13 protein-coding genes are annotated in these 15,083 nt (G+C 31.7%); all 13 read left to right on the top strand.

The window, feature by feature from the left end:
* The first annotated feature begins 21 nt into the window (after positions 1-21).
* The 13 genes from CHB80_RS19440 (at position 22) to CHB80_RS19380 (ending at position 15,073) form a co-directional block, all read left to right on the top strand.
* Positions 22-1,983 carry a radical SAM protein gene (locus CHB80_RS19440; RefSeq protein WP_089373184.1) on the top strand — a complete coding sequence of 654 codons (1,962 nt, stop codon included), beginning with the start codon at positions 22-24 and terminating at the stop codon, positions 1,981-1,983.
* Entirely contained in the window at positions 1,984-3,495 is a 1,512-nt protein-coding gene (locus CHB80_RS19435; RefSeq protein WP_089373183.1) for an amino acid adenylation domain-containing protein, read from the top strand.
* The gene (locus CHB80_RS19430; RefSeq protein WP_089373182.1) at positions 3,492-4,628 is read left to right on the top strand and encodes an acyl-CoA dehydrogenase family protein; all 1,137 of its coding nucleotides are present in this window, start codon (positions 3,492-3,494) and stop codon (positions 4,626-4,628) included. The genes CHB80_RS19435 and CHB80_RS19430 overlap by 4 nt, the downstream gene beginning before the upstream one ends.
* Positions 4,629-4,644: 16 nt before the next feature.
* On the top strand, positions 4,645-5,952 hold the full coding sequence (locus CHB80_RS19425; RefSeq protein WP_089373181.1) for an NAD(P)/FAD-dependent oxidoreductase: 1,308 nt from the start codon (positions 4,645-4,647) through the stop codon (positions 5,950-5,952).
* Positions 5,953-6,000: 48 nt separating this feature from the next.
* Positions 6,001-6,735 (top strand): class I SAM-dependent methyltransferase, encoded by a 735-nt coding sequence (locus tag CHB80_RS19420; protein ID WP_089373180.1) that lies wholly within the window; start codon positions 6,001-6,003, stop codon positions 6,733-6,735.
* A gap of 230 nt (positions 6,736-6,965) precedes the next feature.
* Complete coding sequence (locus CHB80_RS19415; RefSeq protein WP_089373179.1) at positions 6,966-7,841, top strand: sulfotransferase family protein; 876 nt, start codon at positions 6,966-6,968, stop codon at positions 7,839-7,841.
* Positions 7,842-7,870: 29 nt separating this feature from the next.
* A complete protein-coding gene (locus CHB80_RS19410; protein WP_089373178.1) occupies positions 7,871-8,314 on the top strand; it encodes a hypothetical protein in 444 nt (147 codons plus the stop codon).
* On the top strand, positions 8,301-11,309 hold the full coding sequence (locus CHB80_RS19405) for a hypothetical protein (protein ID WP_089373177.1): 3,009 nt from the start codon (positions 8,301-8,303) through the stop codon (positions 11,307-11,309). Before CHB80_RS19410 ends, CHB80_RS19405 begins: the two co-directional genes overlap by 14 nt.
* Before the next feature lie 5 nt (positions 11,310-11,314).
* Complete coding sequence (locus CHB80_RS19400) at positions 11,315-12,001, top strand: glycosyltransferase family 2 protein (protein ID WP_179218224.1); 687 nt, start codon at positions 11,315-11,317, stop codon at positions 11,999-12,001.
* Entirely contained in the window at positions 11,991-12,344 is a 354-nt protein-coding gene (locus CHB80_RS19395) for a DUF2304 domain-containing protein (protein WP_089373175.1), read from the top strand. The genes CHB80_RS19400 and CHB80_RS19395 overlap by 11 nt, the downstream gene beginning before the upstream one ends.
* Positions 12,341-13,465, top strand: a complete 1,125-nt coding sequence (locus CHB80_RS19390; protein ID WP_089373174.1) for a glycosyltransferase family 4 protein — start codon at positions 12,341-12,343, stop codon at positions 13,463-13,465. The genes CHB80_RS19395 and CHB80_RS19390 overlap by 4 nt, the downstream gene beginning before the upstream one ends.
* Positions 13,458-14,255: an ABC transporter permease gene (locus tag CHB80_RS19385; RefSeq protein ID WP_089373173.1), complete on the top strand. Its 798-nt coding sequence runs from the start codon at positions 13,458-13,460 to the stop codon at positions 14,253-14,255. Before CHB80_RS19390 ends, CHB80_RS19385 begins: the two co-directional genes overlap by 8 nt.
* A gap of 26 nt (positions 14,256-14,281) precedes the next feature.
* The gene (locus CHB80_RS19380) at positions 14,282-15,073 is read left to right on the top strand and encodes an ABC transporter ATP-binding protein (protein WP_179218223.1); all 792 of its coding nucleotides are present in this window, start codon (positions 14,282-14,284) and stop codon (positions 15,071-15,073) included.
* Positions 15,074-15,083: the final 10 nt, after the last annotated feature.

Genomic DNA, 15,083 nt, shown 5'->3' with positions numbered 1-15,083 from the left:
CTAGTGGCGTACGCTAACAAAATGCAAGAAGTAAAAGAAAATGTGGAATTTCTCTTTCTTGAATATCCAAGAAAAACGGACGTTTCAAAAATAGTAAATGACATATTAGAGGTAGATGCTGACTTAATTGCCATTTCAGATTATTCATGGAATCATAAGAAAATATGTGATACCCTCAACATACTTTCAGTGGAGGGAAAATTGCCAAAAATACTCATAGGTGGACCAAACTGTTCAGGCAAACAAGGTGAAGAAATACTTGAAAAGTATCCTATTGTATCTTGCCTAGTAGAGGGTGAAGGTGAGCCTGCATTTGCAGATATATGTCTTGCACTAGTTCAAGATAAGGAGTTATTTATTAATTCAAGAAATTGCGTATTTAAAGATATAAACGGACAAATAGTACGACCCAATATTGGTCATAGAATTGAATTGTTAGATGACGTCCCGTCTCCCTATATCTCGGGTATTATTAAGCCTAGGCCCTCACCAGTATTTTATGAAACAAATAGAGGTTGTCCCTATAGGTGTTCCTTTTGTTATTGGGGAAATGGAAATTCCAAAGTGTATCGAATGTCACTTGAAAGAGTACGAGAAGAAATGGAATTTTTTGCTAAAAATAGAGTCAGAGCATTTTGGTTGGCAGATGCCAATTTTGGGATTTTTCCGAGTGATGCAGAAATTGCAGAGATCATTGTAGATGTCAATAAACAAAATGGACTGCCATTTAAATCTGTAGGTGTAAATTGGGCTAAAAACAGTAGTGATCGAATCCTAGAAATAGCTTCAATTTTCCAAAAAGGAGGTATCTCTTGTGCAACCACTATTGCACTTCAAACTGTAACTACAAAGGCTGAAGAATTTTCTAAACGATACTCCATGTCTCCCTATAAATTTATGAATCTTTTAAGAAGTGCAGACAAGAGAAATATCGACACCTATACGGATATCATTATTGGTCTACCTGGGGAATCATTAGAAGACTTCTTAAATGGAATTTACATTGTCACAAGTAGCCTAGTACCATCATTAAAGATACATCAATTAGTCTTAATACCAGGGACGGAATTTTATGACAAAAAAGAACAATTAGGTCTTTTGACTACGGCTGATGTGGTTACAGAACCAGTACCTGATGCTGAAAAATCTGATTATTATGATTGTACTGTAATGAGCAATCCTCTATTGAAGGTAGAGGATATGAAAAGTGGGAGATACTTTATGGGTATCGTTCACTTTCTTCATAATCATAATTTAGGTCAGATGACTAATCACTTTTTATCCAAGTATGATATTACTAATAAGGAAGTATTCCTCTTCATGAATGATGTCCTTCAGAACGATGAATTACTTTCATCTAATGAGAATTATCAAGATTTCCTTTTTGAACTAAAAAAGATATTTAAATACTTCATTGATAAATTTGGTGTAGATGATAACCAGTATATGATGACAATTAGTCATTCTATTTGGTTTAAAACCAACCAAAAAACAGGGTTAAAAGAAAATAATACTCCTATCCTAAAAGCATTCATTCATGATTTTTATACTGCATTATGTGAAAAATATGATTGTTGTCGATCCCAAGAAGAGAAACTTCTCTTACACGAAATTATTGAATACAACTTATTGATTGCTCCAAAACCTAGTTGGAAGCCAAAAGATTCTTATGAATTTCAATACAATGTACATGAAATTTGTAGTGATCTAAAAAACACAGTTTTGAACACCACAGATCTTCTTGAAGGTAAGAAAAATACAAAATCGGGAAATATTACTCCTTGGGTAGATTTGCCAAAAATCATAGCTAAAGAAACTAAAAAATTAATGTCAAATAGCTACTTAGAATCAAAACATTATACTATTTCATATGTTGTCAAAAATCCTTGGGGAATACCACCATCCAAGGAAAATATTGATTGGCTTCTAAATAGTAAAAGTAAACATTGTGTAGTACATCCCTTAGTTTCTAAAATTACCTGAATGAATAGGATACAAGACATATTGCATAACGGTTTCAATATAAATCCTAATAATACTGCGTTATCTGACGCTTCTAATAATCTCATTACTTACGATGAGTTACATCACAAAACTTCTATTGTAAAAGATGTTCTTAATTCTAACGGAATAGGAGATGGTGTTAGAGTTGGTATCATATCTCAAAAAACTATTAATGCTACCATTTCAATATTTAGCATATTAAAATCTGGTGCCGCATATGTGCCAATAGATGCAGAATCTCCTGTAGAACGTATGTCTTTTATAATTGATAATGCTCAACCAAAAGCGATAATTATTGAAGAAGCTTTAGTTGATGTTTTAAAACCTTATCTAAAAACATATGCTATCCAAATAGATGTACCTTTGGATGGGCTGGTCTTAGTCATAAACGGATCATCAGATAAAAATCTTATTGAACAACCTAATGATCTGGCTATTATTCTATATACTTCAGGATCTACAGGGATACCAAAAGGAGTAATGATCACTCATAAAAATATAATAAGCTTTGTAAATTGGTCAAATGAATTACTAGATGTAAGTCATGAAGATGTTTTTTCATCGATTGCTCCTTATCACTTTGATCTATCGACATTTGATCTCTATGTAAGCATGATGAATGGTGCGCATCTAATCCTAATAGATGCAGCTACTTCTCGAAACCCAAGGATGATATCTTCATTGATAGCACAAAGAAAAATTTCTGTTCTATACGCAACACCTAGTCTTTTAAAATTGATGCTAAGATTTGGTAAAATTGAACGATTTGATCATACTTCAATAAAGCATGTGTTATTTGCAGGAGAAGTATTTAATATAGAGTCTTTTACAGAGATAAAAGAAAAGTGGTCAACTGGAGATTTTTATAATTTGTACGGTCCTACTGAAACGAATGTTGTAACATATTATAAGATCCCGAATGTGATCGACGGAAGACAATCTACATTTCCTATAGGTCTACCTTGTCCTTATGCAAAATCGAAATTGTATGATGAGAAAAATACTGCCTCATTAATAAAAGAAGGCGAACTATTCATCAAGGGTTCATCTGTATCACCAGGATATTGGAACAATAGTGCTAAAAATGCAGATGTTTTCATAAAAGATGATGAAGGTGAAATATGGTATAAAACAGGTGATTGGGTAAGGTTAGATGAATCGGGCAACTATGTGTTTATTGGTCGAAATGATAGAATGGTGAAAAAGAATGGCTACAGAATAGAATTGGCAGAAATAGAATCTGCACTTCAAAAGCATGCCAACATATTTGAAGCGGCAGTCATAGCAAAAGAGCATGAAGGGAAAATTGAAATAAGTGCTTTTTATCAGCTTAAAGAAACATATAATAAAGCATTGCAGATACTAGAACTGAATGAACATTGCTTCAAATTTATTCCAAAGTATATGCTTCCAGATAAATTTGTTTGTTTATCTTCAATTCCAAGAACGAGTACACATAAAGTAGATTATCAGAGCTTATTAAAACTATGACCTATATATTGAATAAACAGCAAAAGGTTTTGAGAAATGAGATCATAGATTTTTCTCAATCTGAACTCAATGAAGGAGTAGAAGACAGAGATAGAAATGAGAGATTTGAAAGAGCTCTTTGGAAAAAATGTGGTGATCTAAAATTACAAGGTCTTTGCATACCAAAAGAGTATGGAGGAAGAGGATTGAATTTTGAAAATATGATCATAGCATTAGAGGCTTTGGGGTATGGATGTACAGATAATGGTTTGAGTTTCTCTATAGGTGCTCACCTACTCGCGTGTACTATTCCGATCTGGAAATATGGTTCTGAAATGCAGAAAGGAGAATATTTACCTATGTTATGTGATGGTTCTTGGATAGCTGCAAATGCGATCACAGAACGAAAAAGTGGTTCTGACGTTTTTAAGATGAGCACCATTGCAAGTAAAACAAAAAACGGATATATCCTTAATGGAGAAAAATATTATTGCACAAATGCACCCTTAGCAGACTTAACTATCGTTTATGCAATGACAAATGAGGAAAAAGGTGCACTGGGAGGTGTAAGTGGTTTTGTGTTAGAAAAAAAATACTTTGAAGTAAGCGAAAAAATTGAAAAAATGGGTCTTCGTACTGCATTGATGGGTGGTGTCACTTTCAAGAGCTCAGAAGTGCCAAACTCCACATTAATGGGCGAACAAGGTGGAGGAACAGTACAATTCACAAAATCAATGATGTGGGAACGTGTTGGATTGAGTGCAATTCATATTGGTACCTTGCAACGGCTTTTGGATGAAGTGGTTGTATTCGTAAAAAAAAGAAAGATTGCAAATCAAAGCATTATAAATCACCAATCCATAGGTCATAAACTAGCCGATATAAAAACAAGAATAGAAGCGGCAAAGCTACTAATAGCTAAAGCTGCTTTTCTTATAGAAAATAATGTAAAAGCGAATACCGCGGCATCAATGGCAAAATTGTATGTTAGTGAGTTATATAAAAATGCATCATCAAATATATTGCAGATATATGGTGCAAGTGGTTATGTGGAAAATACAGATATTGCAAGGTCTGTGAGAGATGCCATGTCTTCTACCATGTATTCGGGTACCTCTGAAATTCAAAAAAACTTAATTTTGAGAAGTCTATAATTTCAAAACCAACAATATGAATAGTAATATCCCAGATAAATGTGATGTAGTGGTAATAGGAGGAGGTCCTGCAGGGTCTATTGCTTCGGGAATATTGGCAAAAAAAGGATTTGAAGTAGTAGTATTAGAAAAGGAAAAATTCCCAAGAAATACGGTAGGGGAAAGCATCATACCTACTTTTTGGAAATTCACTGATCTTATAGATGCATCAGAGGATATCGAAAATGAAGGTTTTTTACAAAAAACAGGAGGAATAGTAGCATGGGAAGGTCAGGCAAAAACACTCTCATTCAAATCTTTTGGTATAAACAGAAATGCACTACATGTAGAAAGAGATCGTTTTGATCAGATATTGCTTAATAAGGTTAAGGAAAAAGGTGGATCTGTATTTGAGCAGATGAAAGTGGAACATGTAGATATCTCTAATCCTAATGTGGCAATCGTTAGCTATCAAAACACCATCACCGATGAATCACATGTAATAAGAGCCAAATATGTGATTGATGCATCTGGACAAAGAGCGCTATTTTCTAAGCAAAAGCGATCACGAGAATTTGATAAGGATTTTGGTTTTCAAGCGGTATGGGGATATTTTGACAAAAGCAATTTCTATGATAAAAATTTAAACATAAGAACCTTTAAAGAACGATATGATCACGGAGGAATGACTGTAGTATCTGATATAGGAAATTGGGGATGGAGTTGGAAAATAATGTTGAGGGAGAAAGTGAGTGTTGGTATCATTTTATCTAAGAAACATCAATCAAGTTTTAAAGGTGGAGGAACAACATTGGAGGAAAGGTTTGATTCGTTTAGTAAAGAAATTCCTCTTATCGGAAATATGTTGCTAGAGAGTAGTCTTATATCTGGTTCTGTAAAATCAATTCGGGACTATGCATATAAGTCAACGGACTTAGTCTATGAAAATTGTTTTCTTGCTGGAGATGCCGCAGCTTTTGTAGATCCTATCAGTTCTGAAGGCGTACCTGTATCCATGTATGGTGGCTATTTAGCTGCATGGGCAGTCAGTAACAGTTTGAGAAAACCACATAGGAAGGAATTCTATAAAAATACATTTGCACAAGAATATGATAAGCGGCTAAAAATATTCAAAATATTGGCATATCCTTCGAAGCAAATCCCTGATCATTTATTCAAATTGGGACAAAAGATTATCCACTCCTTTAGTGAACAAGAATTATTACTTATTCTGGCTCAATCTAATATGACAGGTAGATTCGAAACACTCAATAAACTGTTGGGAAGTAATAGTGTAAGTAGAGAAGTGAAAGAAGTAGACTTAGTAGCACCAACGCTATTATAGTTTTACCTTGAGATTTCTTAATTATCATGAAATCCTAATATCAAAAGCATGTCAAAACAACTAAAGAGTGGATTATACTGGGATCAATTATATAGGCAATTAAATGAAAGCAATGAACCTGCACTATGGGATGTGAAGCCTTCACGCGCTATTGAAAAAGATTTCCACATATTTGAACCACATTTTAATTCTTCTCTCCATCTTATTGATATAGGATGTGGCACAGGGCTACAAACTCTTTATTTGAGCAAACACTACTCTAATGTAACAGGCATTGATGCTTCTAAAAAAGCTATCTTTTCTGCAAAACATTTAACAAATCATAAAGGACTTAGATTTGAAGTAATGGATATGCTAGATACTGAGACTTCCATAAAAATTCATAAAAAAGTAGGTGATTCAAATGTTTATATGCGTGGAGTACTACATCAAATTCCATATAAATATCGAACATCCTTTGTTCAAAATTTAAAAATTCTATTGGGCCAACATGGAGCTATATTTATGATTGAGACCGCACCAAATATCAGGGAGTACATATCTGAGCTTGTGCAAAATCATCCTGAAGTACCTCAGGCATTAGAGAACACTTTATCTAGTAATTTCCCTCCATTAGGAGTATCAAAAAAAGAACTACTTTCTTGGTTTCCAAAAGAAGAATATCAGACGCTTGTTATACAGGAAACATCTCTAAAAACAAATATAATATTGAGTTCTGGTGATTTTGTTGAATTACCAGCAATGTATCTTCTTACTAAATCTATACACTCTAAGAGTGTATAAGAAAAATTAATATTTTACTTTTTTTTTAATGATAATAACTTGATGAAATCTCATAGACTTCAAAAAGAATTTTTCAAAAAACATCTCTGGATATAGGAAAAGATACATGCCAAATCAGATTATAAATAAAAGACACTCTCGATTATATGATTAATGATTAATGCACTTCTATTTTAAAATAGACCATTAAATAATTTCAGATAATGATGTTTATTTAGTTTATTTACATAATGGAAAGTGAGAAAGCAAAAAGATTTAAGCTTGTTTCTGGTTTTTTTTGGTTCTATTATTATGTAGTATCATATTATAAGGGTAAAAAACTAAAAGAATGTTTTTCTCAAATTGACAAATACATTTTTTTTATTGGTTATCCTCGAAGTGGGCATAGTTTAATAGGTTCATTACTGGATGCTCATCCTAATCTTATCATCTCAAATGAGATGAATGCTCTTCATTTTTTTAAAAAAAAATATTTTCGCCATCAAATATTCTATTACATACTAAGAAACTCTCAAGAACACTCTAAACTAGGGAGATCCAACTCGAATTATAACTATGTAGTCCCTAATCAATGGCAAGGTAGGTATACCAAACTAATTGGAATAGGAGATAAAAAAGGGGGGAAAAGCACAGCTATATTGGGAGATGAGAATTATGTGAAATTACTTGATGATATACAAAAGATCAGTCAAGCTAAACTAAAAATTATTCACGTTATACGAAATCCCTTTGATAATGTAAGCGCTATGGTTTCTAGACAAGTAAAAATAGGATACCCATTGACAGAAACTTTATTTCAGGAAAGAAAAAAACTTTACTTGTCAAAAGTAAAAACAAATGCAAAGCTAAAAGCACAAATTCCAAATGATATTTGTGATGTTCATTTAGAAGATTTTATTGCAGCTCCAAAAAAAGAGCTCACAAGAATATTTCAATTTTTAGAAATAGAAGTATCCCAAAAATATATTGATGATTGCGCATCAATTGTTTGGAAAAAAACAAATCATAGTAGATTTGACTTATCCTATTGGACAACAGAAAGAGTTGAAAATTTTTTAAAAGATATTAGACAATATGACTTTCTAAATCGGTATAATTATGAATAATTTACTTCTTTAAATAAGAATTCGTTTTTATGAAAAAAATACTTCGTTTTAGTTTAATTGTATCTTTAGTCTTGTTCATTATAAGCTGTAATAAAAATTCAGCTTCGACCAATGATGCTCATGAAAGCAACACCTCTTTTCAAACTGATACTGTGAAATCAGTCAAATTTCAAGAAAAATCAAGAGAAATTATCGATCCAAATGCTCCTCCAAAATATGCAAACAAAGCCATTGTTGTAGAGATGTTGATTGCGAAGTGTAATAATCCTAAGGCACCACTTACTGAGGAACAAATTAATCAAATTAATGAACGAGCAAACGGTATGAAAGTAACTACTTTTAAAAACCAGCATAGTTGTAGTATGTTTCAAAGAAGAATGGCACAGTATATAAAATCAAAAGTTCTTACTCCAGAACAATTATCATTATACCCAAGAAGAAAATCTAAAAGAAAAAATAATGTTAAGCGCTAGAAAGAAAATACTTTTTTTAAAGTTAGGATTAATCTTATGGACGCTATGGGTTTTTATTAATTATCTGATACACCACTCTTCCTATATTTATGCAGCTACCCACCCCCCTTATATTAAAACAATTTTTATTCTGATTTTTATTTCGATAGGGATTTTCTTTTTATTTTCTAAGGGACATTTTAAATGGAGGGGATGGATGATATATACTTTTCTTCTCATAGCATTAATGATTGTTTATAACAGTTTTTCTAAAGAGGCATCAATATCTGATGGTTTTTCATTTAAAAATCAAGGATTCTTCTTGATTAATAGTATTTCTCTTCACCTTGGTACATTTTTAATCTTTTTATGTTGTTATGCGGCAGGAAACAAATTTCTAAAACAATTTAAAGGGATATTAAATGTTCATCATAAATTCATACTAGGAGTTGCCTTAGGAATGGGAATACTTACTTTATTATTAATGGGATTGGCCGCTATAGGTTTCTTACAAACTTGGACAATCATTCCCATATTAGTAGTGTTATTAATATGGCAACGAAAGGTTTGCTGGCCCTTTATAAAATATGTTTTTTGGAACCCTATCAATACTAAAGATGTATCCTTTTGGACGTTTGCTGTTGTTGCGATAATTTTAATTTTCACAGCTTTTAATTTAGTGGGAATGTTGAAAATTTTCCCACTAGGTTACGATGGAGCTGTATTATATCAAAATATAACAAAAAACATAGTTGACTCTCAATCATTAGAGCAAGGAGGACAAGCTTATAATTGGTCACTATTTACAAGTTTAGGTCCTTTGCTTTTCGGTAGCATGACATTTTCTATTTTTCTTTCACATATCATGGGCGTACTTTCTATGTGGGCTATGTTTCATCTAGGACGTATTTTTTTAAGCATAACTGGAGCTTTGATAGGAATAGCAATTTTTTACACACTTCCTGCTATTAGTTTTCATAATTTTATTGACGAAAAAGTGGATCTTGGCTTTCTTTTTATTTGTATCGCTATTGTTATTTTCTTTTTAAACTATGCTAAATCTTTTCAGTATGATTTTTCAATAAAAAACAAAACTTCAATTACGTTTTTTAGTCTTTTAGGTTTTTTAATGGGCTTCGCTTTAGGGATTAAATATCTCGGTGTATTAATTATAATTGCAATCATATTAATGATTGTATATCAATGGGGAGGAATCAAAGCCTATCTTGGGATGATGCTTACTATGGTAGCAATTCTATTTTTATTAAAAATAAATACTTTTGGTTATTTAGATATTTCTTCGACACAACGTTTTACTATTGTTGGTATTTTCAGTCTTTTAGGTATTGGCTCGCTGTTGTTTTATTTCAAAAAATTTGATTGGGTACGCGGTTTTCGGTTAGCACAAAATATAGGCATTATGTTAGTTGTCATAACCTTGAGCTTTATGCCTTGGATAATTAAAAATACTATTGAAACAGACAATATTTCTACAAAAACCATATTGTACGGAAAAACGGCTCAAGAACCACTAAATCATGAATATTCTTTTTTAACCGAAAATAATATTCCAAACAAAATATCAGAACAACATAAAGAAGGGATCACTAGATATCTTGGTGAAGAACAAGTTTTGGGTTTTGATAATGAGGATTTTATAGATCAATTTGAAAGGTTGAAAAATCAAAAAAAGAGTGCTAAAAAGAAGATTAAAAAAAATAGAACTAATACTGGTAAACGAGAAGAGATACTTAGGTATTTAGGGTATGAAAAAGGATTAAATGATTATTTATCGTTACCCTACGATGTGAGTATGGGGATAAATATTCCAAATAAAAGAGGGGTGAATATTGGATTTTTATTTCTGCTTTTTCTCCCATTATTAGTATTATCCCTTAAAAAAGAAAAAATATTTGATTTAAAAAATAGTATAGGTCTTTTTGTTTTTGGGATCGTTCTTTTACTGAGTTGGAAAGCTGCAATGATCTCTAAAGGTTCTACATTAAGTATTGCAGATTATCTAAGTAATTTTTATCCAAATTCAAGTAATAGTTTTCTTGATTTAAGCAAAGATATTTACTTGCCATTTCTGGAGTTGCAAACGAGTGTTAGTGAGTTGATCCAACCATTATTTAGAGTATTTTCAAAAATGACATTTCCTGTAACGTTATGTGTCCTTATATTGTTTTGTATACTTTTTGCTTGGATTGCAAAAGATAACTGGCGAAAGTTTAATCAGTCAGTTAAATTAATTTTGACATTTATAATGACCTATGGATTTTTGTGGTGGATTTTCGGAAATGGAATACCACATTATGCCTTAATTATTTGGTCTTTATCTTCGTTGTTGATTGCCTATTATTATGAAAATATCTCGCTCTTTATTTCTAAAGGGCTAGATTCTTTTACTAAAAGATCAATTCAGATATTATTTTCAGTTTTTGTAACATTGAATTTATTGGTACACTTCTCTAATGCCAACAATGACTTAAACCAAATAAGTAACGTTTTCTTCGAGCCATTTATAAGCCACTATTCCAATAATTTTATTACCAATCAAAATTTTGATAATCCACGTTCTATTATTGCTCCAGCGGCTGAGGTACTTAATAAGGATGTTTCAACAAAAATCTATCGCGTTGGAACATTTATGAATTACCATATAAAAGAAAATTCTACTAGAGTTTATGAAGACAACCAACTAAATCTATTTGATCAGGTAAGTGATAAATTACAAAACCCAAATGATTTTTTAACTGTACTTAAATTAAATGATATTAAGTATATTGTTTTTAGTTTAAAAGTAGCAACAATAGATCAAACACCAGAAAAATCATTAACTGATAAAGCAACAAGGCTTGTAAAAGTTTTAAATAATAAGGATAGAATTCGATTGGTGATGACCAATAATAAAGTGAGTAGAACAGATCCAAAAACTAATAAAACAAAAATTAGTTATGGTCTGATTGGTAAGACTGTAGAACAAGGGAACCTTGCTATTTTTGAAATATTATAATGTCTATGTTAGTAAAAGACAACATATGGATTTTTTTACCCGCTTATAATGAGGCTACTGTCGTTAGAGATGTCATCAAAGATTTAAAGTCCTGCGGCTATAAAAACATTGTTGTAGTTGATGATGGAAGTACGGATGACACTCGCAAATTTACTGAGGAGGCAGGAGCTAGAGTATTACACTTATGTATAAATAGAGGCGTTGGAGCAGCTACAAGAGCTGCTATACTTTTTGCTAAAAGGAAAGGTGTTAAGTTTATGGTTTTGATGGATGCAGACGGACAGCATTACCCAAGTGAAATTGAAAAACTAATAAATGAATTACAAAAACAGAAAGCCGATATTGTAATTGGCAGTCGTTTTTTGGAGCAGAAGTCTAAAATGCCATTCTCTAGGATTATCTATAATAGGATAGCAAATATGTTTACGTACTTTGGGAAATCAACAGTAACTGACAGCCAATCAGGATTCAGATTGTTAAATAAAGTAGCTATAGATAATTTAGAGCTTGAACTAGATGCTTACGGTATTTGTACGGAGATGGTCTGGAAAGCCAATACTAAGAAACTAAATTTAGTAGAAACACCTATTAAAGTTCTATACACTAAATACTCTCAAAGTAAAGGACAAAATTTAATGAGAGGAGTACAAACTGCATACCGTTTAATTAAAAATAGACTATATGAACATTAGAACATTTCAGATAATAGTACCATTACTCTCCGTTATTTTTATTTTATGGCAACTATGGAGAGTTTATAATTTTAAAACAAAATGGAAATCGGTATGGCCAGGTGCGTTATTTGCAGTGTTTATTTCCATCATTGCATTATTTCCAGATGCTACAACAAATTGGTTGGCTAAAACATTGGATTTTAAAAGTAATGTTAATGCCATCATTTTTGTTTTAATTGGGTTTTTGTTTGCTGCTGTAATTATACTTTATGATTTATACAAAAGACAACAAAAAACTATTACAAAATTAACTATAGAGCTATCTTTATTGATGGCCGATAAAGATGATGTTGATTCATGAGAATATTATTCGTTTTAGAACATTTTCACCCATATATTGGAGGCGTAGAGCACTTGTTCTGGGAATTATCAAAAGCATTAACTATTCAGGGTCATCAAATTAAAGTCATCACAACAAGATTTGACAAGAAGCTTCCTCAAAAAGAATGTAATGAGGGAGTAGAAATTTACCGTGTTAATTGTAGCAACCGTTTTTCTTTTTTTATAAGGAGTGTTCCTAGTATATTTAAAAATATTAAAAAATTCGATTTAGTTCATACAACAACCTATACTGCGGCAGCACCTACTTGGTTAGTATCTCGCTTGAGAAATAAAAAAAGTGTGTTAACTTTTCACGAGTATTGGGGAGATTTATGGAAACAATTACCATATCTTAATTTCACACAAAGATTTTTATATAGCTCTTTTGAGCGCATGGTGTCTTATTTACCTTTTTCTAAAATTGTAGCCGTTTCAAAATTCACACAACAAAGACTTATTAAAGCCGGAGTTGATCAATCAAAAATCAGTATGATTTATAATGGGGTAAATTATAATAGTATCGAGCAATTGAGTACTAAGAGTTTTACTTCAGATGTAAAAACTACCAAGAAAAGCAAAACGCTTGATTTTATTTTTGTGGGGAGACTTGGAGTTTCAAAAGGTTTAGATATTTTACTAAAAGCTTCAGATACCTTTCTTCAAAAAAACCCCGATGCTACGTTAACACTAGTTATACCTACGCTTCCGAAAAAAATGTATGGTCAGATACTTAACGAAATTAATACACTTCCATGTGTTCATCAAATTACGGTGATGCATCATTTAACTCAAGAAGAATTATATAAACAAATAAAACGAGCATCCTTTATTGTAATACCTTCGTATTCCGAAGGGTTTTGTTTTGTCGCTGCAGAAGCTTGTGCATTAAACGTTCCAGTTATTAGCTCAAATTGTGGAGCTTTAAAAGAAGTTGTGAGTGGGCAGTATATAACTATGGATACCCTTACATCAGAAGGGTTGCTTAATGCATTAATGAAAGCTAAACAACAAGAATGGCAGTATAAAGAAAGCGTGCAATTCCCTTTAGATAAAAGTGTTGAACAATATGTACATTTGTATAAAGAAATGATAGATGGATAATTACACCTATACTTTCCCTAAACAATCAAAGAAGTTTTTACTACAAGAGTTAATAAAACTTAGATTGTTAGCAGATCTTAAAAGATCATTCCTTGGTTGGTTATGGTTGTTAATACTTCCTGTATTTGCAATTTTAACATGGATTTTCATGAAAGGCGCAGGCATACTTGAGCCTGGTAAAATGGAAATTCCTTACACCGCTTTTGTATTGTTGAGCACTACTATTTGGGCGCTGTTCTTTGATACCTATAAAAATTGCAGTCAAATTTTTATAACATATGGTAAGACACTTTTGGTAAATAAATTACCCATTAATATAATTATCTTTAATGAGCTTATTGTAGGAGCTGTTAAATTTTTTATCCCATTTATTTTCATCATCATCTATTTCTTGTACATTGGAATCTCATTACACCCATTTGTTTTTATTTTTCCAATAGTATTACTGCCTCTTCAACTTTTCGGAGCTGCAGTTGGTTTATTAACGGGACTTTTTAGTGCTTTAGCAAAAGACTTTACATTTTTAATGGATAATTTCATTAAATTATTTTTACTACTTAGTCCTGTAGTATATACTCCAGAAGTTTCGACGGGTTTATTAACAAAAGTTATTAAATACAATCCATTAACGTATTTAATTAGTAGTCCTAGAAATTTATTATTAAATGGAGAATTATACCAACCAATGATTAGCTTGATTTGTGCATTATGTGTTACCATATTATTTATGTTACTAACTCGATTTTTTGTAATTAATACTGCAAGGATATTAGAAAGAGAAGGGGTGTAATGAACACAATTAACAAACAAATCTCAATGAGCACTGACGAGGCAACTTTAGAACCTACCGTATTACTTAAAGTAACTGGTCTTTATAAGAAATTTTGCAAAGATCTCACCTATAATATGTACTATGGTATAAAAGATCTTATTACCTATTTCTTTGGCTTAAAGCCAGGTTACTCTTCTTTGCGTAAAAAAGAATTTTGGGCATTAAACGATATTAATTTTAATATTTATGAAGGTGATATTGTCATTTTAGCGGGTGTTAATGGCTCTGGGAAAACAACATTGACTAGAATGCTAGCAGGAATTTATGAAACAGAAAGAGGCACTATTGAATATCACAAAAAGATTAAAAAAATTATTAGCGTATTTGCTATTAAATCTGGGTTTAACTCAATATTGACAGGTAGGGAGAATATATATTTGAAAGCTGCTTATTATGGTATGTCGCGTAAGGAAACAGAAGCAAATATGAATTTCATTATATCTTTTTCTGAAATAGCTCCTTATTTAGATACTCCTATAGGAAAATATTCTTCGGGTATGAAAACTCGACTTGCCATGGCTATCGTACTTTCGATAAAAAGTGATATTCTTTTTATCGATGAAGGATTCAGTTTTTCAGACTCAAAGTTTAAAGCAAAGTGTTATGCATTTTTAAAAGAAGAGTATTATAATAAAGGAAAAGCATTGATCATAGCCACGCACCGTTTTGAAGAGATAAACGATATAGCAAATAGAATGATTGTATTAGAAAATGGTAACATAATAAATACAACCCGCGATGTGACTCAAGGTATACGAGATTACTTAGCAAACTAGCATAATTGTA

It is taken from the genome of Dokdonia pacifica (assembly GCF_900188275.1).
Taxonomy (GTDB): Bacteria; Bacteroidota; Bacteroidia; order Flavobacteriales; family Flavobacteriaceae; genus Dokdonia; species Dokdonia pacifica.
The sequence above is the reverse complement of the archived record's forward strand: the minus strand, read 5'-3'. Positions and strand labels throughout refer to the sequence as shown.